General features: G+C 67.6%; 23 protein-coding genes. 16 read left to right on the forward strand and 7 right to left on the reverse strand.

Annotated elements, in window-relative coordinates; translation table 11 throughout:
* Position 1: 1 nt before the first annotated feature.
* From ACFTSA_RS17590 to ACFTSA_RS17600, 3 genes are all read left to right on the forward strand, one after another.
* A complete protein-coding gene (locus ACFTSA_RS17590; RefSeq protein ID WP_377952900.1) occupies positions 2-820 on the forward strand; it encodes an HAD family hydrolase in 819 nt (272 codons plus the stop codon).
* 107 nt (positions 821-927) lie between these two features.
* The gene (locus ACFTSA_RS17595) at positions 928-1,170 is read left to right on the forward strand and encodes a hypothetical protein (RefSeq protein WP_377952901.1); all 243 of its coding nucleotides are present in this window, start codon (positions 928-930) and stop codon (positions 1,168-1,170) included.
* Between the two features lie 23 nt (positions 1,171-1,193).
* Entirely contained in the window at positions 1,194-2,042 is an 849-nt protein-coding gene (locus ACFTSA_RS17600; RefSeq protein ID WP_377952902.1) for a glycerophosphodiester phosphodiesterase, read from the forward strand.
* 30 nt (positions 2,043-2,072) lie between these two features.
* On the opposite strand, the gene ACFTSA_RS17605 is transcribed toward ACFTSA_RS17600, so the two are convergent.
* Positions 2,073-2,597: a hypothetical protein gene (locus ACFTSA_RS17605; RefSeq protein ID WP_377952903.1), complete on the reverse strand. Its 525-nt coding sequence runs from the start codon at positions 2,595-2,597 to the stop codon at positions 2,073-2,075.
* Between the two features lie 232 nt (positions 2,598-2,829).
* Between ACFTSA_RS17605 and ACFTSA_RS17610 the strand changes: the two genes are divergently transcribed.
* From ACFTSA_RS17610 to ACFTSA_RS17620, 3 genes are all read left to right on the forward strand, one after another.
* Complete coding sequence (locus ACFTSA_RS17610) at positions 2,830-3,051, forward strand: DUF6480 family protein (protein ID WP_377952904.1); 222 nt, start codon at positions 2,830-2,832, stop codon at positions 3,049-3,051.
* Positions 3,052-3,095: 44 nt separating this feature from the next.
* Positions 3,096-4,973, forward strand: a complete 1,878-nt coding sequence (locus ACFTSA_RS17615) for a thiamine pyrophosphate-requiring protein (protein WP_377952905.1) — start codon at positions 3,096-3,098, stop codon at positions 4,971-4,973.
* 73 nt (positions 4,974-5,046) lie between these two features.
* Positions 5,047-6,171 (forward strand): glycerate kinase, encoded by a 1,125-nt coding sequence (locus ACFTSA_RS17620; RefSeq protein WP_377952906.1) that lies wholly within the window; start codon positions 5,047-5,049, stop codon positions 6,169-6,171.
* A 2-nt stretch (positions 6,172-6,173) separates the two neighbouring features.
* Here the strand turns inward: ACFTSA_RS17620 and ACFTSA_RS17625 are convergent, their stop codons facing one another.
* Entirely contained in the window at positions 6,174-6,671 is a 498-nt protein-coding gene (locus ACFTSA_RS17625; protein WP_377952907.1) for a DUF6328 family protein, read from the reverse strand.
* A 178-nt stretch (positions 6,672-6,849) separates the two neighbouring features.
* Here ACFTSA_RS17625 and ACFTSA_RS17630 point away from each other — a divergent pair, with 178 nt between their 5' ends.
* Together ACFTSA_RS17630 and ACFTSA_RS17635 are read left to right on the forward strand one after the other, a co-directional pair.
* The gene (locus ACFTSA_RS17630) at positions 6,850-7,749 is read left to right on the forward strand and encodes an SDR family oxidoreductase (protein ID WP_377952908.1); all 900 of its coding nucleotides are present in this window, start codon (positions 6,850-6,852) and stop codon (positions 7,747-7,749) included.
* 64 nt (positions 7,750-7,813) lie between these two features.
* Positions 7,814-8,362 carry a hypothetical protein gene (locus ACFTSA_RS17635; protein ID WP_377952909.1) on the forward strand — a complete coding sequence of 183 codons (549 nt, stop codon included), beginning with the start codon at positions 7,814-7,816 and terminating at the stop codon, positions 8,360-8,362.
* 146 nt (positions 8,363-8,508) lie between these two features.
* Here ACFTSA_RS17635 and ACFTSA_RS17640 read toward each other — a convergent pair whose 3' ends face one another.
* The gene (locus ACFTSA_RS17640) at positions 8,509-9,861 is read right to left on the reverse strand and encodes a uracil-xanthine permease family protein (protein ID WP_377952910.1); all 1,353 of its coding nucleotides are present in this window, start codon (positions 9,859-9,861) and stop codon (positions 8,509-8,511) included.
* A 271-nt stretch (positions 9,862-10,132) separates the two neighbouring features.
* On the opposite strand from ACFTSA_RS17640, the gene ACFTSA_RS17645 reads away from it, so the two are divergent.
* Complete coding sequence (locus ACFTSA_RS17645) at positions 10,133-10,738, forward strand: malonic semialdehyde reductase (RefSeq protein ID WP_331570935.1); 606 nt, start codon at positions 10,133-10,135, stop codon at positions 10,736-10,738.
* Positions 10,739-10,999: 261 nt separating this feature from the next.
* On the opposite strand, the gene pgm is transcribed toward ACFTSA_RS17645, so the two are convergent.
* The gene (gene pgm, locus ACFTSA_RS17650) at positions 11,000-12,661 is read right to left on the reverse strand and encodes a phosphoglucomutase (alpha-D-glucose-1,6-bisphosphate-dependent) (protein WP_377952912.1); all 1,662 of its coding nucleotides are present in this window, start codon (positions 12,659-12,661) and stop codon (positions 11,000-11,002) included.
* Between the two features lie 403 nt (positions 12,662-13,064).
* On the opposite strand from pgm, the gene ACFTSA_RS17655 reads away from it, so the two are divergent.
* Together ACFTSA_RS17655 and ACFTSA_RS17660 are read left to right on the forward strand one after the other, a co-directional pair.
* On the forward strand, positions 13,065-13,943 hold the full coding sequence (locus ACFTSA_RS17655) for an NERD domain-containing protein (protein WP_377952913.1): 879 nt from the start codon (positions 13,065-13,067) through the stop codon (positions 13,941-13,943).
* A gap of 70 nt (positions 13,944-14,013) precedes the next feature.
* Positions 14,014-14,607 (forward strand): DUF4190 domain-containing protein, encoded by a 594-nt coding sequence (locus tag ACFTSA_RS17660; RefSeq protein WP_377952914.1) that lies wholly within the window; start codon positions 14,014-14,016, stop codon positions 14,605-14,607.
* Between the two features lie 4 nt (positions 14,608-14,611).
* Here the strand turns inward: ACFTSA_RS17660 and ACFTSA_RS17665 are convergent, their stop codons facing one another.
* Positions 14,612-16,078, reverse strand: coding sequence for an amidase (locus ACFTSA_RS17665; protein WP_377952926.1), 1,467 nt, complete (start codon positions 16,076-16,078; stop codon positions 14,612-14,614).
* A gap of 154 nt (positions 16,079-16,232) precedes the next feature.
* Here ACFTSA_RS17665 and ACFTSA_RS17670 point away from each other — a divergent pair, with 154 nt between their 5' ends.
* The 3 genes from ACFTSA_RS17670 (at position 16,233) to ACFTSA_RS17680 (ending at position 17,910) form a co-directional block, all read left to right on the forward strand.
* A complete protein-coding gene (locus tag ACFTSA_RS17670; protein ID WP_377952916.1) occupies positions 16,233-16,559 on the forward strand; it encodes a rhodanese-like domain-containing protein in 327 nt (108 codons plus the stop codon).
* A gap of 62 nt (positions 16,560-16,621) precedes the next feature.
* Positions 16,622-17,602: a prephenate dehydratase gene (pheA, locus tag ACFTSA_RS17675; protein WP_377952917.1), complete on the forward strand. Its 981-nt coding sequence runs from the start codon at positions 16,622-16,624 to the stop codon at positions 17,600-17,602.
* A gap of 92 nt (positions 17,603-17,694) precedes the next feature.
* Positions 17,695-17,910 carry a hypothetical protein gene (locus ACFTSA_RS17680; RefSeq protein WP_190605680.1) on the forward strand — a complete coding sequence of 72 codons (216 nt, stop codon included), beginning with the start codon at positions 17,695-17,697 and terminating at the stop codon, positions 17,908-17,910.
* Positions 17,911-17,917: 7 nt separating this feature from the next.
* Here the strand turns inward: ACFTSA_RS17680 and ACFTSA_RS17685 are convergent, their stop codons facing one another.
* On the reverse strand, positions 17,918-18,976 hold the full coding sequence (locus ACFTSA_RS17685) for a diacylglycerol/lipid kinase family protein (RefSeq protein ID WP_377952918.1): 1,059 nt from the start codon (positions 18,974-18,976) through the stop codon (positions 17,918-17,920).
* A gap of 55 nt (positions 18,977-19,031) precedes the next feature.
* Here ACFTSA_RS17685 and serS point away from each other — a divergent pair, with 55 nt between their 5' ends.
* Both serS and ACFTSA_RS17695 read left to right on the forward strand, forming a co-directional pair.
* Complete coding sequence (gene serS, locus ACFTSA_RS17690; protein WP_377952919.1) at positions 19,032-20,312, forward strand: serine--tRNA ligase; 1,281 nt, start codon at positions 19,032-19,034, stop codon at positions 20,310-20,312.
* Between the two features lie 125 nt (positions 20,313-20,437).
* Positions 20,438-21,283, forward strand: coding sequence for an HAD family hydrolase (locus ACFTSA_RS17695; protein WP_377952921.1), 846 nt, complete (start codon positions 20,438-20,440; stop codon positions 21,281-21,283).
* A gap of 23 nt (positions 21,284-21,306) precedes the next feature.
* Here ACFTSA_RS17695 and ACFTSA_RS17700 read toward each other — a convergent pair whose 3' ends face one another.
* Positions 21,307-21,906: a hypothetical protein gene (locus ACFTSA_RS17700; protein ID WP_377952927.1), complete on the reverse strand. Its 600-nt coding sequence runs from the start codon at positions 21,904-21,906 to the stop codon at positions 21,307-21,309.
* Between the last annotated feature and the right edge of the window lie 177 nt (positions 21,907-22,083).

A 22,083-nucleotide genomic window follows, 5' to 3' on the forward strand; every position in this document is an offset into this window, starting at 1 on the left:
CATGCGGTTGGTAGCGAGTGACATAGACGGAACGATCCTTGGGCACGACGGAAAAATCAGTGACCGCACCGTCCGTGCCTTCCACGCCTGCCGTAGTGCCGGCGTCGAACTCGTCTTTGTCACCGGCCGCCCGCCGCGCTGGCTGCACCCGCTCGAGGAGCAGCTGGGCCACACGGGCACGGTGATCTGTTCGAACGGTGCCGTGGTGTGGGACCTTGAGGCGGACAAGGTGGTCTCGGCGCAGACCATGGCCATCAAGGACATTTTCGAGATCCGCCGCATCATCAAGAAGCTGCGCCCCGCGGCCCTTTTCGCCGCCGAGACCCTGACCGGTTTCCACCTCGAGCCCGGCTTCATCGAGAACGGCTCGAGCGAGCTGCTCTCCGAATTCACGCCCGCCCCGCTGGACTCGACGCTCACCGCGGAAGACGCCGTCGTCAAATTCCTGGCGATTGTCCGCGAAGGCACTGCCGACGAGTTCCTCGCAGAAGTGGGCCCCGCCGTCGGGGACCTCGCCTCCGTGACGCACTCGGCACCCACCGTCGCCATGCTGGAGCTCGCCGTTCCGGGGATCAACAAGGCCGTCACGCTGGCCGACTACGCCGCCTCGCTGGGGATCGACGCCGCGGACGTCGTGGCGTTCGGCGACATGCCCAACGACATCGAGATGCTCCGCTGGGCCGGCCACGGCTACGCCATGGCCAGTGGGCACCCGGAAGCCATCCGCGCGGCCGGCCAGCAGGCGCCGCACTTTGACGACGACGGCGTGGCCCAGATTCTCGAGGAAAAGCTTGCCGCGCTGGGCCTTCAGCGCCCGTAAGGCTGACGTCGCCCGCCTGCCACCGAACTCCCGGCTGGCGGTCAACTTGCGTTCATGTCCGCACCATAGGGTGTGGCCTGTTGGGTGAGTGACCGATAGGGGACATCGTGGCCAGGAAAAAGACCAAAAATGCTGCCGAGGCTCCGCTGCGCCCCGTGGAGCCGGCCCCGCACTGGTCGGAACTGGCCGAGGGGGACCGGGTCAACGTCCGGCTGGCGCCGGGATTTGAAACCGGCGGCCGCGTCTCTGCCGTTACGCCGGACCGCACCGTGGTGTGGGTGGATCTCGACGGCGGCCGGGGCCGCACGCTCCTGCACTGCAGCGACGGCGTGGAGATCCTGCCCGCCTGAGGGTGCTCCGTTAAGCTTCGGGGATGACGGGAACGCTGCCTTACTTCGCTGCTCTGGGCTCTGAATCCGGGACTGCTCCGCGGTCTGCTTCCGGGCCCGGGCTGGGCAGGCCGGTGGCCATGGCCCACCGCGGGTTCTCGCTGGCCGGTCTGGAGAATACTTTGGCGGCGTTCCGCGCCGCCGTCGAACTCGGCTATTCCCACCTGGAGACGGACGTCCACACCACGTCCGACGGCGAGCTCCTCCTTTTCCACGACGGCACCCTGAACCGCGTCACCGACGGCCACGGCAGGATCCATGACCTCACGGCGGACGAGGTGCGGCGGGCGCGCATCGGCGGGACGGAGCCTGTGCCCACCTTCGACGAACTCGTGGCGGCGTTTCCGGATGCGCGGTTCAACCTCGACGTCAAGGACTGGCACTCCGTGCCCAGCACCGTGGCCGCGATCGAGCGGCATCAGGTCCACGACCGCGTGCTGATCGCCAGTTTCTCCGACCGCCGGCGCCGCGCGGTTCTGAAGCAGCTCAGCCGCAGGACCGCATCATCGGCGGGGACGATGGCGGACACGCTGTTCCTGGTGCTGGGGCCGCTGCTGTCCGCGCGCGTACTGGGGTCCCCGGCGAGGGCCGTGCTGCGCCGGGCACTGCGCGACGTCGATGCCCTGCAGGTGCCGGTCCGCTACCGGGCCATACCCGTCGTCACGGCGGGATTTGTGCGCCGGGCGCATGAGCTCGGGCTCTATGTGCACGTCTGGACCATCAACGACCCCGCCGAGATGCACCGGCTGCTCGATCTCGGCGTCGACGGGATTGTCTCCGATCGCGCCGACCTGCTGAAGGACGTCCTGCAGGCGCGCGGGCAGTGGGCTTGACTGGGCTGTGGGGTTAGCGGGGCTGTGGGGTTAGCCGCGTCCCAGGCCGGTGCCCGGATCCTGGTCCCCTTCGGAAGGATCTGCCCGCATTTCTTCCGGATCCGGATCGGGAAGACCTGCCGGGCCCGGGACGCCGCGCGCTGCTTCCGGGGCGTCCGTGCTGCCGGCCGCGCCGATGCCGCCGGACGTGGCCGTCCCGGCTGACCCGTCTGCCGCGTCTGAGCCGTACGTGCTGGCCGGGTTGGACGTGCTGGCCGGATTGGACGTGCTGGCCGAGCCGGACGTGCCCTGGGCGCTGCCCGCTCCGGCAGACGCCTGGCCGCCGCTCGCCCCGGTGCCCGTGTCCTGCGGAGTGGAGGTCGTGTGGACGCCCGCCCTCGGGCCGGCTTCGCCGTCCCTCGCGTTGGAGCCCTCGCTGATGGAGGAGTGCACCTGGATATCCTCGTCGGATGCTCCGGGCTCAGGCGCATGGGCGTCATCCGTGGGATCAGACGTCTGCGCCAGGTCCTCCATCGCGTTTTCCGCTGCTTTGCCAATGCTGTCGCCGATTCCCATCAGTTTGCTCCTTCGATACGTTCCGGCGCCGGGCCGGACTCTGCGGCATCTGACTGTTCCAGAATTATCAGCATGCTTACAATTAGTCCAGTGCTGCCGGACCGGTCCAGTGCTGCCGCGTGGGTCCCGGGTTTGCCAGACGGGTCCCGAGTAGCCAGGCCGGGGCTGCACGAGTCCGTTACCGAAGTCCGCCGCCGCACCGGCGGCCTGAATCAAGGAGGACCGCCCGATCATGAGCAGCTACCACCCCGAAAACGACCCGGCCAACCCGGACCGGGACGCCGCCAACAGCCGGGACGCGAACAAAAATGCAGGCGGGGACTCGGCCGCCACGCCCAACCCCGACCCCTTGAACGGCAACGTCACGGGACTCGAGCCCGGCGGGGGAGTGCCTCCGGGTGAGACGCCGCCGGCCGAAGACCAGATGAGCGGTGACCAGGGGCACGACGAATAAGGGCCACGAGGAATAAACGGGACAACAATCAGAAGGAGTGTGCGATGGCTGACCGGCTGGTTGCCGACGTAATGGTGGAACGCCTCAGGGCCTGGGGCGTCAACAGGGTCTTCGGCTACAGCGGGGACGGCATCAACGGCTTCATGGGCGCCCTCCGCCGCAGCACCGAGGGTCGCAGCAGCGGCGCCGGGGGATCCGGGGAGAACGGCAGTGCCGGCGTCGAATTCGTCCAGGCCCGGCACGAGGAAACGGCGGCGTTCATGGCCGTCGGGCACGCCAAGTACACCGGCAAGGTGGGCGTGGTGACCTCCACGCAGGGGCCGGGCGCGGTGCACCTCCTCAACGGGCTCTACGACGCCAAACTGGACGGCGCCCCGGTAGTGGCCATCATCGGCCAGCAGAGCCGCAGCGTACTGGGGTCGGCCTACATGCAGGAAATCGATCTCCTCACGCTCTTCAAGGACGTGGCGGCGCAGTTCGCGCAGATGGTCACCACCCCGGAACAGCTTCCGATGGTGCTGGACCGCGCCTTCCGCACGGCCCTCGAAACCCGCACGCCGTGCGTCGTGATTGTGCCGCACGATATCCAGAAGGCCCCGGCGCCCGAGCTCGACCAGGAGCACGGCATCATTGTCACCGCGCCGGAATGGCAGCCCGCCCGGGTGCTGCCCCACGATGACGACCTGGCCAGGGCGGCTGCGGTGCTGCGGGCCGGCAGCAAGGTGGCGTTCCTGGTGGGGCAGGGCGCCAAGAACGCCCAGGCCGAGGTGACCGCACTGGCGCAGCAGCTGGACGCCGGCATCACCACCAGCCTCCTGGGTAAGCCGTACATGGACGAGACGCTGCCCTTCGCTGCGGGCACCATGGGGCACCTCGGCTCCACGGCCAGCGCCCACCTGATGGGGAACTGCGACACCCTCCTGATCATCGGCTCCAACGACCCCTGGACCGAGTTTTATCCCAAACCCGGCGCTGCCCGCGCTGTCCAGGTGGACATCGACGGCCGCAAGGTCGGCAACCGCTACCCCGTCGAGGTGGGCCTGGTGGGCGATGCCGCCGAAACCCTTGCCAGGCTCGCGGAGCTGCTGAACGGCGCTGACGGGCAGCCAGGCGGGCAAGCAGACGGCCAGCAGCAGGCAGACGCCCGCAAGCAGTGGCGCGCGGACGTGGAGGAGCAGGTCCGCAGCTGGCGGGCCCTTTCCGAGGAGCGCTCCCGCGTCCCGGCCAAACCAATCAATCCGGAGCTCGTGGTCCGGGAGCTCAGCGGCCGGCTGCCGCGCAACGCCCAGATGAGCGTCGACGTCGGGAGCTGCGTTTACTGGTATGCCCGCCAGCTGACCCTTCCGGCCGGAGTGCCGGCCCACCTTTCCGGGACGCTCGCCAGCATGGGGTGCTCGGTCCCGTACGGGATCGCGGCCAAGCTGGCACGTCCGGACAGGCCCGTGGTGGCGTTGGCCGGCGATGGGGCCATGCAGATGGCAGGGATCGCCGAGCTGGTCACCGTGGCCCACCGCTGGCGGCGGTGGGCCGACCCGCGCTTCGTAGTGTGCGTCTTCAACAACCGCGAGCTGGCCGAAGTCACGTGGGAGCAGCGCGAAACCGAGTCCGAGCCGAGGTTCCCGGACAGCCAGGAAATCCCTGACTTCCCCTACGCCGGATACGCAGAGCTGCTGGGGCTGGCCGGCATCCGCGTGGACGCTCCCGAACAGCTCGCCAGTGCGTGGGACCGCGCACTGGCGGCGGAGCGCCCGGTGGTGATCGAGGTCCTGACCGATCCGGACGTGCCCCTGCTGCCGCCTTTCCCCGCAGGGGCGGAAAAACTGGACGGCATGCGGTCCGCGCTCACCCAAGAGGGCGAATCCGGGGAGGGTGCGGCGACCCTGCTGGACACCTATGCGGGCCAGGAGGAGTCCCGCAGCTGACCGACCGGACTGTGTGACTTCCATTACGCGTCCGGCAAGCGCATTCCGGAACGGAAATGGCAGGATAGGGGGCATGCGTATCCTCATCGCCCCTGACAAGTTCAAGGGATCACTCACCGCCGTCGAAGCCGCCGCCGCCATCGCCGAGGGTGCACTCCGCGTCTACCCGGACGCCGTGACCACCCAGTTCCCGGTGGCCGACGGCGGCGAGGGAACCCTCGAAGCCGCCGTAGCCGCCGGCTACGAGGAGCGGATCAACGCCGTCGTTGGTCCCATCCTGGCCCCCATCGGTGCGGCCTGGGCGCTCCGGAAGGACGTGTCCGGCGCCACCACCGCAGTCATTGAAACGGCGCAGGCTTCCGGCCTGGCCCACATGGAGCCCACGCCGGAAAACTCCCTCCGGGCGCACAGCTACGGCTGCGGGCAGCTCATAGCCGCGGCCCTGGACGCCGGCGCCACCGAAATCGTGCTGGGGGTCGGCGGCTCGGCCATGACCGACGCCGGCAGCGGCGCCCTGCGCGCGCTGGGGCTCAAACCGCTCGACGCCGCCGGGAACGTGGTGCCGCTGGGAGGCGGTTCGCTGGCCGACGCGGTTTCCCTGGACGTCACCGGGCTGGACCCGCGGCTGTCCGCCGTCAGGTTCCGGATCGCCTGCGACGTCCAAAGCCCCCTTTACGGCACCACCGGCGCCGCCCATGTCTTTGGCCGCCAGAAAGGCGCCGACGACGACGCCGTTGAGAAGCTCGACGCCGGGCTGCGCAACTGGGCGTCCCTCCTCCGGGAAGCGACGGGCCGGGACGTCAACGTGCCGGGTGCCGGCGCCGCCGGCGGCTTCCCGGCGTCGTTCCTGGCCTTCACCCAGGCCACGCTGGAAGGCGGCTTCGCGCTGGTGGCCGCGCTGACGGGGTTGGCCGAGAAACTTGCCGACGCCGACCTCGTGATCACCGGCGAGGGCTCCATGGACTCCCAGTCGCTCACCGGAAAGGCCCCGATCGCGCTCGCCGAGGCCGCCCGGGAGCGCGGGATTCCCGTGGTGGCGGTGGCAGGACGCATCCTGGTCACGCCAGAGGAACTGGCCGAACACGGTGTGGTCGCTGCGGCGCAGCTTCTGGACGTCGCGCCCAGCACGCAGGACGCGATTTCCGACGCCGGCAAATACCTCGCGTGGGCCACACGCCAGGTGCTCGAAGGCGCCTGACGCTACTGCTCCGCCTTCTTGGCCTTCCGGTGCAGATGGACCGGGACATAGGCCAGGAGGATGGCCAGCACGGCGAAGAGAACGCCGCCGGCGATGAGGCCCACGGTGCGCCCGGCCGTGACGTCGAACACCAGCGCGGCGGTTCCCACGCTCAGGGCGGCGACCCCGCCGAGGGCGATCTTGGTGATGTTGTCCGCGCTGGCCACGAGGGTTGCCTTGAGCCGCTTCCGGAACAGGCGGCGGTGGACGCTGACCGGCAGGAGGATGAACGCCGTGGTCAGCGCCGCGAGGGTCACGTTCACGAGGTAAAGCGTGATCTGGAATTGATCGAGGGTCTGGAAACGCTGCTGGAACGGCAGCGTCAGCAGGAACCCGGCAAGGATCTGGACGCCTGTCTGAAGGACGCGCAATTCCTGGAGCAGCTCCCCCCAGTTCCGATCCAGCTGCTCCTCGCGGGTCTCGTTTCTGCCGCTGCCAGCCAAGGCGTCCGGATCGGTCATGGAACCTCCTCTGTCTGGGCCCGCAGCGGGCGTGCTTGCTCCAAACCTAGGCTCAAGTCTGCCCTAACTCAACAAATGCTAAGCTTGCTGACTAACTTTGCGCCAGGTGGTGGACTTGCTCCTCAGACCTGCGTTAGGTTCGAACAACCGGCAGCCCGACAATGTGAGCAGGTGGACAATGAGCGACCCAGGAAAACAGTCTGACCAGCCCGGTGATCCCCGGGGAACGTACCATTCAGGGCCCTTTCCCAGGCAGGAACAGAAGCAGCCGGGCCTGACCGCGCCGATGGATCCGCAGCCGGACCACGGTGAGCTGAGCTACGAGGGCAGCGGGGCGCTGGAGGGCAAGGCGGCGCTGATCACGGGCGGCGATTCGGGCATCGGCAAGGCGGTGGCCATCGCCTTCGCACGCGAGGGGGCCGACGTCGCCATTTCCTATCTTCCCGAGGAGGAAGACGACGCACAGGACACCGCCGAGTGGATCCGCAAGACCGGACGGAGGGCACTGCTCCTGGCCGGTGACGGCAGGAATGAGGACTTCAGCACGGCGATAGTGCAGGACACCGTCGCCGAGTTTGGCCAGCTGGATGTGGTGGTGCTGAACGCGGCGTACCAGAAGAACCGTGACAGCCTTGAGACGCTGCCCACCGAGGAATTCGACCGCGTCTTCAAGACCAACCTGTACTCCCTGCTGTGGACCGCCCGGGCAGCGGTGCCGCACCTGAACGCCGGCGCCTCGATCATCACCACGGCCTCCATCCAGGCCTTCAATCCGTCTCCCGGACTGATTGACTACGCCATGACCAAGGCCGCACAGGTGGCATTCACCAAGGCCCTGGCCCAGGAACTCGGACCCAAGGGGATCCGGGTCAATGCGGTGGCGCCCGGGCCCATCTGGACGCCGCTTATCCCGGCCACAGAATGGCCGGACAAGCTGCCCACGTTCGGTCAGGACACCCCGCTGCAGCGCGCCGGGCAGCCCGCCGAGCTGGCGCCCGCCTACGTACTGCTGGCCTCCGATGCCGGTTCGTACATCTCCGGAGCGGTGGTTCCCGTCACCGGCGGCAAGGGCCTTTGAATTTCCCTCGTTCCCAGCCAGAGATTTCCCAGCCAAGTAATTCCCCACCAAGCAGGAGGAACAGATGAGCCAGGACAACCAGCACGCAGCCCCCGAAGAGGAAGCGGGGGGCTATGGCACGCCTACGGCGGAACAGGAAGCCGGCGGCCAGCAGTTCGCCCAGCCGCGCGAGGAGGAGGACTTTGACGCCGCGGGCCTGAACCAGAACAGCCCGGAGGGTGAGACCTTCCAGACCGGCACGCCGAACCTCAGCCACTTCGCCGAGGAGGACCAGGATAGCTCCGGCGAGCCCGGGGCAGGACGCTTCGGTGGTACCGACGATCAGCTCCATGCCGAGAGCGAGAGTACCGTGGCGGGCTTTGACCCGGTTCCCGGTGAGTCACCCCTGCCGCGGGATCCGGACGCCTCACCCGGGGCCGGCGCCGAGGACGGAGACACGGCTGTGCCCTCAGCGGAAGCCGAAATTGACGAGGGCAACGCTGACGAATCCGGTGCCGGGCAGTTTTCCTCGGAGCCGGGCCAAGAGGCGGCGGGCCTTCCGGACGGCAGCGGAAACGACCTGCCAAAGGAACAGTCACCCAATGACGACGACGAAACGTTCGACGCCGGATAAGCCCACGGCCACGTAGCCCGGGTGCCTGCATTTCTGCACCACTTTGAAACCGGCAAGGCCCTGGTTCCCCTGCAATTCCGGGGTGCCAGGGCCTTTTGCCTGCCTGAAGTGGAGCAGAAATGCGCCGGGTACCAGCCCGGGAAGCGTCAGCGCTTCCTGGGCTGCCTCTTTGCCGCGGCGTTGATGGCGGCCTTGGCAGCCGGCGGCAGGCCCTGCTGCTCGGTCTCGGGCTCTGCAGCGGTACCGCGCGCCTTCGCGATGGCCCGCATGCCGTGGTAGATCACCAGGGCTGCGGCGGACCCGAGCGCGATGCCCGTGAACTTCAGGTCCCCGACGGTCCAGGTGTAGTCCGCGATGCCGATGATCAGGGAAACGGCGGCCGTGGTCAGGTTGACCGGGTTCGAAAAGTTGACCTTGTTCTGGACCCAGATCTTCACGCCGAGGATGCCGATCATGCCGTACAGCATGGTGGCGGCGCCGCCCAGCACGCCGGGCGGAACGGTGGCGATCAGTTCGCCGAACTTCGGCGAGAAGCTCAGCAGGATGGCGAAGATGCCGGCCACCCAGTAGGCGGCAGTGGAGTAGACCTTGGTGGCCGCCATCACGCCGATGTTTTCCGCATAGGTGGTGGTGCCGGAGCCGCCGCCGAAGCCGGCAAGCACCGTGGCGGCGCCGTCGGCCAGCAGGGCACGGCCGGACACACCGTCGAGGTTCTGGCCGGTCATCGCGGACACGGACTTCACGTGGCCGATGTTCTCCGCGACAAGGACCAGGACCACCGGCACGAAGAGGCCCACCACGCCGAGGTGGAACTCGGGGGTCTGGAAGTGGGGGAGGCCCACCCAGGCGGCGGCGTCCATCTTGGAGTAGTCCACTTCGCCCCGGATCATGGCCACGAGGTAGCCCGCCACCACGCCCACCAGGATGCTCAGGCGGCCAAAGATGCCGCGGAACAGGACGCTCACCGCGATGATGGTCACCAGCGTGATCAGCGCCGTCACGGGGGCGGCGTCAAAGTTGTTCTTGGCGGCCGGAGCCAGGTTCAACCCGATCAGGGCCACGATGGCGCCGGTGACAATCGGTGGCATCAGCCGATTGATCCAGCCGGCACCGAACTTCTGCACGATCGCACCGACCACTGCCAGCGCAGCGCCGGCCAGCACCACGCCGCCGAGCGCTCCGGGGATCCCGAACTGTTGCTGGGACGCCAAGATGGGCGCGATGAACGCAAAGCTCGAGCCAAGGTAGCTGGGAACGCGGCCCTGGGTGATCACGAGGAACAGGAGCGTGCCTATGCCGGAGAAGAAGAGCGTGGTTGCCGGCGGCATTCCGGTGATGATCGGCACCAGGAACGTGGCGCCGAACATGGCCACAACGTGCTGCATCCCCACGCCGATGGTCAGCGGCCACGCGAGCCGTTCGCCGGGAGCCACCACCTCGCCCGGGCGGACTGCCTTGCCGTTGCCGTGCAGCTTCCATTTGATTCCGAGCATGCTCATTGGCGGGGCCTTTCGGAGGGGAGTGTGCCCGCTCGCCGGGCTGGATCTTCAGGAGCAAGAATACCCCGCCGGACGCGGGCGCGAGAGGGCCTCCTGGTGCCAGGATGCGCGGCACTGTCCAGCACATTAGGGACGGCGTGTGTCAAACGTCACGCGGCCTATTTGGCGGCTCCGGGAAGAGCGGCCCACCGAATCCGGTTGAACCCCACGAAAGCAAACAGGACTGCCCGACGCCGCCCGCAGGGATGTCGGCCTAGTGAAAGGGGCGCGAATGACCATCGCCCATGAAGAAGCAGTGATCGACTCCGCCGCCGTGGACGCCATCTTCGCCGAAGCCCGCACCGCCAACGCCTTCACCGGCGAGGTCAGCGAGCAGCAGGCCCGCGCCATCTATGAACTCACCAAGTTCGGCCCCACGGCCTTCAACTCCCAGCCGCTGCGCGTCACCTACGTGCGCTCGGAGGAGGCCCGCGCCAAGCTCGTGCCCACGCTGTCCAACGGGAACCGGGCCAAGACGGCGTCCGCGCCGCTGGTAGCGATCCTCAGCTACGACACCGCCTGGCAGGAGCAGTGGGACAACTTCCTCCCGGGCTACAACGCTCCCAAGGCCATGTACGACGCTTCCCCGGACCTTGCCACCTCGACGGGCAACAACAACGCCCACCTGCAGGCCGGCTACTTCATCCTGGCTGTCCGCTCGCTCGGCTTCGCTGCCGGCCCGATGACCGGTGCGGACTTCGCCGCCATCGACGCCGAGTTCTTCCCGGCAGGCGACCAGAAGAGCTTCCTGGTGGTCAACATCGGCCAGCCCGGTCCCGAGGCCTGGGGTGACGCGAAGCCCAAGTTCGCGTACGAAGACGTGGTCCGCACCGTCTAATCGCCGCTTGGATGCCCGGGCCTCAAGCTCCGGACACGGAATGCCTCCGGCAATATGGGGGACATTCCGGAGGCATTCGGGACAGTATTTTTGCAGTTCAGAACTGCAAGGCATGCATCCGGGCCAATTCCAATATTAGTCCTCTTTCGACCTGTTGAGCGGGTCCGTCCTGGCGCCAGATGGGCCAGGGAGAGCAGCAAGAAAGCGCCGGATGGCTAAGCCATCCGGCGCTTTCTGGTTCCCGGGTAGCCCCAGAGGGTCCTAGGAAATGACCCCGTCCACCAGGGCCTTGGCTTCGGCCTGGACCTGCTTGAGGTGGTCGGCGCCCTTGAAAGACTCCGCGTAGATCTTGTAGACGTCCTCGGTGCCGGAGGGGCGGGCGGCGAACCACGCATTCTCGGTGACCACCTTCAGGCCGCCGATGGAGGCGCCGTTGCCCGGCGCCTTGGTCAGCTTGGCCGTGATCGTCTCACCGGCCAGGTCGGTGGCGGTGACGTCCTCCGGGGACAGCTTGCCGAGCGCAGCTTTCTGGTCCCGGGTGGCGGCGGCGTCGATCCGGGCATAGACCGGAGCGCCGAACTGGTCCGTGAGGCCCTTGTAGAGCTGGGACGGCGACTTGCCGGTGACTGCGGTGATTTCCGAGGCCAGCAGCGCCAGCAGGATGCCGTCCTTGTCCGTGGTCCAGACGCTGCCGTCGCGCTTGTTGAAGGAAGCACCGGCCGATTCCTCGCCGCCGAATGCACCTTCGCCCGAAAGCAGGCCCGGCACGAACCACTTGAAGCCCACGGGGACCTCCACGAGCTTGCGGCCCAGGCCGTCCGCCACGCGGTCGATGATCGAGGAGGAGACGAGGGTCTTGCCCACAACGGAATTCGGGTTCCAGCCACTGCGGTTGCGGTAGAGGTAGTCGATGGCCACGGCGAGGTAGTGGTTGGGGTTCATCAGGCCGCCGTCAGGGGTGACGATGCCGTGCCGGTCGGCGTCGGCGTCGTTCCCGGTGGCGACGTCGTAGGCGGCGGATCCGTCCGCACCGACAGCCATCCGGTTGATGAGCGAGGCCATGGCCGACGGCGAAGAGCAGTCCATCCGGATCTTCTCGTCCCAGTCCAGCGTCATGAAGGCCCACTGCGGGTCCACGGTGGGGTTGACCACGGTGAGGTTCAGCTGGTGGCGTTCGCCGATCTCGCCCCAGTAGTCCACGGACGCGCCACCCATGGGGTCGGCCCCGATCCGGACCCCGGCGTCGCGGATGGCGTCCAGGTTCAGGACGGAGGGCAGATCGTCCACGTAGCTGCTCAGGAAATCGAACTTTCCGGTGGTCTCGGCCTCGAGTGCCTGGGCCAGCGGAATCCGCTTCACGCCGCGGAGCCCGTTCTCCAGCAGTTCGTTGGCGCGGTTGGCAATCCAGCCCGTCGCGTCGGTGTCGGCCGGGCCGCCATGGGGAGGGTTGTACTTGAAGCCGCCGTCGGCCGGCGGGTTGTGGCTGGGAGTGACAACAATGCCGTCAGCCTGCGGGGCTCCGGCCGGTGCGTTGCGGTTGTAGGTGAGGATGGCGTGGCTCAGAGCGGGCGTGGGGGTGTAGCCGTGCCGCGCGTCGATGAGGACGTTCACGCCGTTGGCCGCCAGGACTTCAAGGGCGGAGTTCTGCGCCGGTTCGCTCAGCCCGTGGGTGTCTTTGGCCAGGAACAGCGGGCCGGTGATGCCCTCTCCGGCGCGGTACTCCACGATCGCCTGCGTGATCGCCACAATATGTCCTTCATTGAAGGACGCTTTCAGGCTTGATCCGCGGTGCCCGGAGGTGCCGAAGGCCACGCGCTGGCCAGGGTCCCCCAGATCAGGCTTGACGTCGTAGTACGCGTCGAGCAGTGCGGTCAGGTCAACAAGGTCTTGGGGTTGGGCAACTGTGCCCGCTCGGCTAGCCATTGCACCAGCATGCCAGACGACGGCGAACGGCAACACGACGTGTCCGGAATCCGGTCCCTGTGACGCAGAATGTCACCATTTTTCCGCACTACTTGCATTTATCCGCGATAAAAAACTGAGTAGTGCAGAAAACTACTTATATACCCGCCCCTGGCAAGGCTGTTACGTTCAAACGGCAGGAACGTCCGGTGCCATGTACGACGCCGGGTGCCCGGACCAGCGGAAACGTCCCGGAAGCCGGTGGCTGAATTACAGCCGTGCCATCCGCTGCCGGGGTAATTCTCGGCCCTTTGGGCCGGTAATTTGTCCGGATTTTCTGCCGGGTCTTTAACGGCAGGGAGATTCAGTCCGGTTGAATTGGTCCGGTCATTTGGCCGACGAGCGAGTAATGCAGAGGTGAACAATGGGGGCTGGAGACGCAGCATTTGAACGGACGAGGCTCGCCTCCGAACGGATCGCGCGGCTGAAGCGTCATCTCGCCCCTCTTGAGCCGGACGCCCCCGGCGGCGCTGGCCGCGCGGACCAAGGCGTCTTGGCTGCTCCTGCAAGCGCAGAGCGCAACAGCCATCTGGTAGTCGAAAAACTTGCCCAGCTGGCGCCTTACGGCTGGTTCCTCCTCCACGACGTCCATTGGCCCGGCCGTCCGCTGGCCCGGCTGGAGCATGTCCTGGTGGGGCCCGGCGGTGTGGTGGTGGTCAACGCCAAGACGTGGTCCGGCGAGGTCGACGTCGTGGATGGCGCGCTTAGGCAGAACGGTCATGATCGGTTCCCGGCCGTGGAGACTGCGCTGGCGCAGGCGGCGGCGGTGGCTGCTGTGCTGCCGGCGCCGTGGCGGAGGCTGGTCCGGTCCCTGATCTGCCTGACGGCCCAGCCGGAAATGCAGGCCACCACCGGCTCGGGCATTGAGGTGCGGGGGATCGACTGCGTGGCGGCGGGCGTGACCAACCTGCCGGATGTGCTGGATTCGCCCTCGGTCCTGTTGCTCTACGCGCAGCTCGGCCAGCTCCTCACCCGACCGCAGGTGCCGGGGGCCGGAACCGTCCGGAACCCTGCATACCGGCCGGCCGCAGGGTGCCCGGCTGCACCCCGCCCGGCCCCACAGCGCCTGGTCGTCAGGCGTCCGGTCCAGAGCCGTTCCCTTCCGCCGCACTACCTATACGGCCGGGAGCGGAGGCCGGTCACCGTGCTGCGCGTTGTCGGAAGGTCGCTCGTCGCGGGACTGGTCTCCGCGGCGCTGCTGGCGCCGGCCCTGTGGCTGATATGGGAGCTGCTCCCCAAGTGAGCAGGCTTCCCGAGCCATTGCATGGTGGCGGCGGTAATGTTCTGTTGAGGACCAAATGAGGGGGATTTCCATGACAGAGCAGCGTCCCGGATCCGGCGACGAGCCGACGCCGGACACCCACAACCAGCCACCGTCGTACAGCACCCAGGGCCCGGACATCCCGGCCCCGCCGCTCTACGATCCGCCACTGTACAACCCGGCACAGCACAACGCGTCGCAGCACAACGCGTCGCAGTACACCCCGCCCGGCCAGCAGTATGGCGGCCAATACGGTGACGCTGGCCAGCAGTACAGCCAGCCGGCCAGCCCCTACGGACAGCAGTACGGCTACCAGTACGGCCAGCAATACTCGAGCCAGTACGGTCAGCAGCACTCGAGCCCTTACGGCCAGCCGTCCTACTACGGCGCGGCACCCCAGCCGAAGGGCCTGAGCATCGCCAGCCTGTGCTGCGGCATCGCCGTCTACCTGGGCTTCGGGTTCTTCATCCTGCCGCAGATCGCCGCTGTGATCCTGGGCCACCTGGCGCTGCGCCGCGAACCGTCAGGCCGCGGCTTCGCCATTGCCGGACTGGTCATGGGGTACCTTGGCCTGGTCCTGACCGTCCTCGCCATCGTGGGGATCACCATTCTGGCGAGCGTCGCCGGCACGTCCAGCACCATCTGACCGGTTAGAACCCCAGTTGGGCCGCCACCTGAAGCAGCAGTGCTTCCGAGCCGGGGCGGCCAATCAGCTGGATGCCCATCGGCAGCCCCGTCCCGGGGCTGCCTCCGGTCCAGTGCACGGGAATGCTGACGGCCGGCAGGCCGCACACGTTGACCATGGACGACCACGGTGCGAATTCGCACTGCCTGCGGTAGTCGCTGTCGGCGTCGCCTGCCCATTCCGGTGACGGCCACCGGCCGTCACCGTGCCCCGACCCTGTGAACCAGCCCACCGGGCGCGGTGTCTGAGCCAGCGCGGGTGTCAAAATCAGGTCCCAGGCCGAGTACTGCGCCAGAGTGTCGCGCTCGAACTGCCGCAGGAACGCCAGGCACTCGTTGAGCTTGGCGGCGCTCCGCTGCTGCGCGCGCCGCCGGAAAGTCCGCGTCAGGGGCGTCAGCAGGGCCTCGCGGTGCGGCGCGATCCGGGCCGCGCCCACCCCTGCCGTCCAGGCGGTGGTGAAGGCGTCGGGGTAGCGGTTGTCGTACCGGATCCCGGCCTCGACGACGTCGTGCCCGGCACCGGTGAGCAGTCGGATGCCGGCGTCCAGCGCGTCCAGTGCCTCAGGATCCGACGTGAACGGGAAGATCCCGGCCCAGGGGCTGTCCAGACTGACGCCGATCCGCAGCGAAGCGGGGGCGCGGTACACGGCATCCAGGTAACCCGTCCCGTCGGGGCTTCCGGTAGCTGGGGTTCTGGGGGCAGGACCGCCGGGCGATGGGGCTTTGGGCGACAGGACATCCAGCAACAGTGCGGCGTCGGCCGCCGTACGCGCCAGCGGTCCGGCCGCCACCAGGCTCGCGGGATCCCCGCTGCTTTCGCCCGCCGGGACCACGCCCCGGCCGGGCTTTAGGCCGAGCAGCCCGCATGCCGCCGCCGGAATCCGGATCGAGCCGCCGCCATCGGTTCCGGGGGCGAACGGCACCAACCCCGCCGCCACGGCAGCGGCGCTGCCGCCCGAGGAACCTCCCGAGCTCCTGCTCAGGGCATAGGGATTGCGCGACGGCGGTGCGATGCGGTTTTCGCTGTAGGCCGTCAAACCGAATTCGGGAACCTGGGTCTTGCCCAGGGAGATGGCACCTGCGCCCCTGAGCGCCGCCGCGAGGGCGCCGTCGGCCGGTGCCGGACGCCGGTCCAGCGCCGCGCTGCCGTGGGTGGTGACCACGCCGGCGACGTCGGTGAGGTCCTTGAACGCAACAGGCATCCCGTGCAGCGGCGGGAGTGGTTCGTCCGCACGACGCCGGGCGAACAGGGCGTCGGCTGCGGCGGCCTCGGCCACCGCTCGCGGCCCGGTGACGGTAATGAACGCGCCCAGCCTCGGGTTCGATTCCTCGATCCGCGCCAGGAAATGCTCCGTGACCTCGCGGGCGGAAAGCTCCCCGGAACGCAGCGCTGCCCTCAGTTCGACGGCCGGCAGGCGGTGGATGTCAGCCAGGGTGTTTGGGGCGGACACTGTGCTCCTTTGCTGTGCTCCTTTTTAACCGGCTCGCGGGCTTCGGACCAGCGTAACCTGTGCCGGCCGGCGGGTGCGGGGCGCTGTGCTGGCGATACGCTGGAGCTGAGAGCTTGAGGCCAAGGAGAGGACTCCCATGAGCGACTTCGATACCGTCACCGTGAAGGACGTCCCCGCGGACGCCACCATCCTGGACGTGCGGGAGGACTACGAATGGTCAGCAGGCCACGCTGAAGGTGCCCTGCACATCCCGATGGACCAGCTGCCCGGACGCCTGGACGACCTCGACCCGGACGAGGACCTGTATGTCATCTGCCGGACCGGCGGGCGCTCCTTCCGCGCAGCGCAGTGGCTGGTGGGCCAGGGATACTCGGCCGTGAACGTGGCCGGCGGCATGGACCAGTGGCTGGAATCCGGCAAGCCGCTGGTGTCCGACAACGGCCTCAAGCCCGTGGTTCTGTAGGCCTTTCCGCCATCAGGCGGGCCCGCCGTCGTCCTTCCCTTCCCACCCGCAAAGGAATATTCATGCCCTCCGCCCGCCGCACCTATACTTTCCTCGGCCCCGAGGGCACGTTCACGGAGGCGGCGCTCCTGCAGGTTCCTGATGCTGCCGAAGCCGTCCGCATTCCGTCCTCCAACGTCAACGCGGCGCTGGACAGGGTGCGGGAGGGGTCTGTCGACGCTGCGATGGTGCCCATCGAGAATTCTGTGGAGGGCGGCGTCACGGCCACCCTGGACGCCATTGCCACAGGACAGGAACTGCGGATCATCCGTGAGGCCCTGGTGCCCATCAGCTTCGTGCTGGTTGCGAGGCCCGGAATGGAGTTGTCCCAAATCCGCCGGATCTCCACCCACGGGCACGCCTGGGCGCAGTGCCGCCTGTGGGTGGACGAGCATATTCCCGGCGCAGAATACATTCCCGGGTCCTCAACGGCTGCTGCTGCGCTGGGCCTGCTGGAGGATGACGCGCATTACGACGCCGCCATCTGCGCGCCGATCATCGCTGCGGAGCAGCCCGGGCTGCATGTGCTGGCCGAGAACATCGGCGACAACCCCGGCGCCGTGACCCGGTTCATCCTGGTCAGCCGTCCGGGCGTCCTGCCGGCCCGGACCGGCGCGGACAAGACAACTGTGGTGGTGCCGCTTCCCGAGGACCGGCCGGGCGCACTGATGGAAATCCTGGACCAGTTCGCTACCCGCGGCGTGAATCTGAGCCGCATCGAGTCGCGCCCTACCGGGCAGTACCTGGGCCACTACTTCTTCAGCATCGACGCCGACGGCCACGTGGGCGATGCACGGGTGGCCGATGCCCTCGCAGGCCTGCACCGCATCAGCCCCGCCACCCGGTTCCTTGGGTCCTACGGCCGTGCCGATGCGCAGGCTGCCGTGGTGCCGGAGCACACGTCCGACGAGGCATTCCAAGCGGCGCATGCATGGGTCAAAGGGATACTCTCCAGCGGCTCCCTGAACGCGGAGACACCGGTGGAAGCTTCGCCGTCAGCGTAGATAAATGCCCCTCGGGGCACTTCCCTGCCTCTGTTGCTGTGCGTATGCTTGCATGATCAATAAAGGGATGGCCCCAACGAAAGGAGCGGGTCATGTCGGACAAGAATGACAATGACGGCCAAGGAATGATCGTCAATCCCAAGCCCACAGCCGAGAACCAGGACTGGGACGGGGACGAGGCCGACCGTGCGGACCGCCTGCGCTTCGAAGAGGAGCAGGCCATGATCCGCGAACAGTCCGAAGCCCGGGCAGCCGCAAAGGCCGCTGCCGAGTCAGCCAAGCATGCCGGCACAGCGCAGTCAGCCTAGGGCGCAGTCATCCTAGGGTTTCCCTGACCCGCACCAGCAGCGATCTGGGCTCCACGTGGACAGTCACCTTCGTGGCGTCCCCGGACGTGTCGCCGTCGAGCTGCGTCGGCAGGGGCTCAGGGCTTTTGATGACCACCTTGCCGGAGCGGTACACGCTCATGACGGGCAGGTGCCGCTTGTGCTTGAACAGGATCTTGGCGTACATCGCCAGCCAGCCCACGGCGCTGCGGGGGCTCATGACCACCACGTCCAGCATCCCGTCGTCGATCATGGCCTGCGGGATGAAGTCGATGCCGCCCGGAACCAGGCCGCAGTTGGCGAACAGAATGCTGCGGATCTTCCGTGACTGGTCCGGCTGGTCATCCAGCGAGATGGCGACCTTCTTCCTGCGCCCGGGAAGGTGGCGGACGCCGGCCTCCGTGTAGGCCAGCCAGCCGACAGCGCGCTTGAGGTCAGCGTTGGTGTCGCCCACCACCTCGGCGTCCATCCCGATGCCGGCGATGACGAGGAACGAGTGGCTTGAGGAATGGCCCGTAAGCGAGTTCTCGATCTCCATCCGTGCCGTGTCGATGTACCGCTGGTGGCCAAAGAGCGCGGTCTGGATGCTGCCGTACAGATCGTAGACGTCCAGGTCCACGTTGCGGGCCAGCAGGTTGCCGGTGCCCAGCGGGATCAGCCCCATAGCCACCCCGCTGTGCGCCAGGGCCTCGGCCGCCACGCGCACTGTGCCGTCGCCGCCGCCCACCAGGACGACGTCGGCGCCATACTCCAGCGCCGCCCTGACCTGCGAGTGGCCCGGGTCCTCCGGCGTCGTTTCGAAGAAGCGGGGCTCCTCCCAGCCGGCGGCCAGGCAGGCGCGCTGGATGGTGGCGCGGGCTTCATCGGCCTTGGCTTTGACGGGGTTGAGGATGACGGCGACGCGCTGGCGGTCCAGGCCGTGCTCGTGGGCCTCTTCGCGCACGGCGCTGCGGATGTGCAGGGCCTTCAGCCTGCGCACGCCCCACCAGCTGGAGACGGCGAAGGCCAGGGCTGCAGCGATCAGGACGTAAAGAAGCAGGTCGCTCATGGTGCTCCAACACTATCCCGCCCGGAGTGTCCCGCAGATTCGATACCCTTGTCTGGTGATCGACGTAAAAGACCTCAGCGAAAATCCGGACAAGTTCCGCGCCAGCCAGCGCGCCCGCGGTGCGGACGAAACCCTGGTGGACGCGATCATCGACGCCGACGCCGCGCGCCGCACAGCACTGATCAGCTTCGAAAACCTCCGGGCCGAACAGAACGCGTTCGGCAAGAAGGTGGCGCAGGCCAAGGGCGAGGAAAAGCAGGCACTGCTCGCCGAGGTCCGCGAACTCGCGGGTGCGGTGAAGGCAGCCTCCGCCGAGGCCGACGCCGCCCAGGCCAAGCAGGAAGAACTGCTGCGCACCATCCCCAACCTCATTGAAGACGGCGTTCCCGCCGGCGGCGAAGACGACTACGTTGTGGTCAAGACCGTCGGCGCACCGCGCGAATTCCCTGACTTCGAACCCCGCGACCACCTCGAGATCGGCGAGCTGATCGGCGCGATCGACATGGAGCGCGGCGCCAAGGTTTCCGGCGCCCGCTTCTACTTCCTCCGCGGCGTGGGCGCCCGGCTGGAAATGGCCCTGCTCCAGATGGCCATGGAGCAGGCCATCGAGGCCGGCTTCATTCCGATGATCACCCCCACCCTGGTGCGCCCCGAGACCATGCAGGGCACCGGATTCGATGTAAAGCACGACGCCGAGATCTACCGTCTCGCCGAAGACGACCTTTACCTTGTGGGCACCTCGGAGGTACCGCTCGCCGGGTACCATGCGGACGAGATCCTGGACCTCTCCGCCGGCCCCATCCGTTTCGCGGGCCAGAGCTCCTGCTACCGCCGTGAGGCCGGCTCGCACGGCAAGGACACCCGCGGGATCATCCGCGTTCACCAGTTCAACAAGGTGGAGATGTTCATCTACACCACGGTGGAGGAAGCCGCGGCCGAGCACGAGCGCCTGCTCGCCTGGGAAGAGCAGATGCTGGCCAAGTGCGAGCTTCCGTACCGGGTGATCGACACCGCCGCGGGCGACCTGGGCATGTCCGCGGCCCGCAAGTTCGACTGCGAGGCCTGGGTCCCCACGCAGGGTGCGTACCGCGAGCTGACGTCCACGTCCAACTGCACCACCTTCCAGGCCCGCCGCCTCAACATCCGTGAGCGCGTGTTCACCGAGGATGGTACGCCCAAGGGCACCCGTGCTGTGGCCACGCTCAACGGCACGCTGGCAACCACCCGCTGGATCGTGGCCCTGCTGGAGCACCACCAGAACGCTGACGGCTCGGTTAACGTGCCGGCGGCACTGCAGAAGTACCTCGGCGGCCTTGAGGTTCTCCCGGTTCTCTAAGCACCAATCTGTTGCGGGGGTAAACACTCACACCGGGGAAAACCTGTGGGTATTTACCCGCTGTTCACCCGTTGCTGTGCTCTGCGTCCTAGCTGGTGTCAGAGGTGTCTGTTCTACTAGGAAGCATGACTACACTGACTGAATCCTCAGCCGCCGGCATCGAAGACCGGCGAGAAGCACAACAGAAACTCATGATCGCCCTGGACGTGGACGGCACCCTCGTGGACCACGACGGCCACATGTCCGCCCCGGTCCGCGACGCCGCCCAGGCAGTGGTCGCGGCCGGGCACGAGGTAATGATCGCCACCGGGCGTTCGCTCAACGCCACGCTCCCCATCATCGAACAGATCGGCCTCGAGCGGGGTTACGCCGTCTGCTGCAACGGCGGCGTGACGCTGCGCCTGGACCCCGGACTGCCTGACGGCTACGACATCATCCACAAGGCCACCTTCGATCCGGGCCCGGCACTCCGCGCCCTCCGCAAACGCCTGCCGGCCGCGAAATATGCGCTGGAGGATGAGGACGGCAACTTCCTCTCCACCGAGCGCTTCCAGGACGCGAGCTTCGGCGTCGAGGCCATCGGCGTGGACTTCCAGACCATGCTCGAGGCCACCGCAGTCCGCGTCGTGGTCTTCAGTGCGGAGAACACACCGGAGGAGTTCAACGAAGCCATCGAGCACATCGGCCTTGCCGGCGTGACCTATTCGGTCGGCTGGACCGCGTGGCTGGACATCGCCGCGGCCGGCGTCACCAAGGCCAGTGCGCTCGAGAACCTGCGCAGCCGCCTCGGCGTGGATCCCGCCGCCACGGTTGCCATCGGCGACGGCCGAAACGACATCGAGATGCTGACGTGGGCGGGCCGCGGGGTCGCCATGGGGCAGGCTCCGGAGGAAGTGGTGGCCGCCGCGGACGAGGTCACCAAGTCGGTCTACGACGACGGCGCCGCCCACGTACTGCGGCGCCTCCTGTAACAGGCGGCCCGCTGTAAAAAGCGTTAGCGTACGTCGAGAATCAGCGAGAGCAGCCTGGCCGCCGCCGGCCGGGCTGCATGCTCCTCGTTCCACTGCGACCTCGCGACAGCCTTGCTGACAGCCTGGGAGGTAATGCCGAGTTCGGCGGCCACGGTCTTCTGCTGGCCGCGCACCCCGGGGGTCATCAGGTCAAGCACGCGCCACTCGGCCTCGCTTCTGTCCCGGACAATGTGGCCCAGCAGGCGGAGCACCGACTCGGACTCGGCTGCCACGTCCGGCAGCGGACCCTCCACAGCCACCGGGATGCGCTCCTTGCCGTTGCGGAGGCGGTCCACGGCCCGGCGGGCGTAGATGAGGCCGTGCCCGCTGGCATCCTTGATCTGGTTGGGCAGCGGCTCGTTCACCGGGCCCACGCCGATCCCCACGTACCAGGTTCCGCAGCGGAGCGCGATCAGGGCGGCATCCACCGCCTGGTGCGGGCAATCCACTATGCCTTGTACCTCATCCTCGACGGAGCGGTCAAAGTCCAGTCGCGCCGGGATATGCCGTAGGTCCTTGAGGAGATGCGGGACCCGGTCGCCGTCGCGCCGGCTGTCTGTTTGATTGATAGTCAGCGTGAACATGGTGGACATCAGACTACCCGGTGGTAGCTGCGAGGCAAGCTGGGAGCCGACGCCACGTTACGGATCTCACTCAAGCCCGAACTGGCAGCTGATGCCCCCAAAAGTTGTATTTGAGGGCATCAGCTGCCAGTTCGCGCCTTAAAGAACGACGGCGGCCGGTGCGGTTCGTTTGTGAAC

The sequence above is a fragment of the Arthrobacter sp. NPDC057013 genome, assembly GCF_042674585.1.
Taxonomy (GTDB): Bacteria; Actinomycetota; Actinomycetes; order Actinomycetales; family Micrococcaceae; genus Arthrobacter.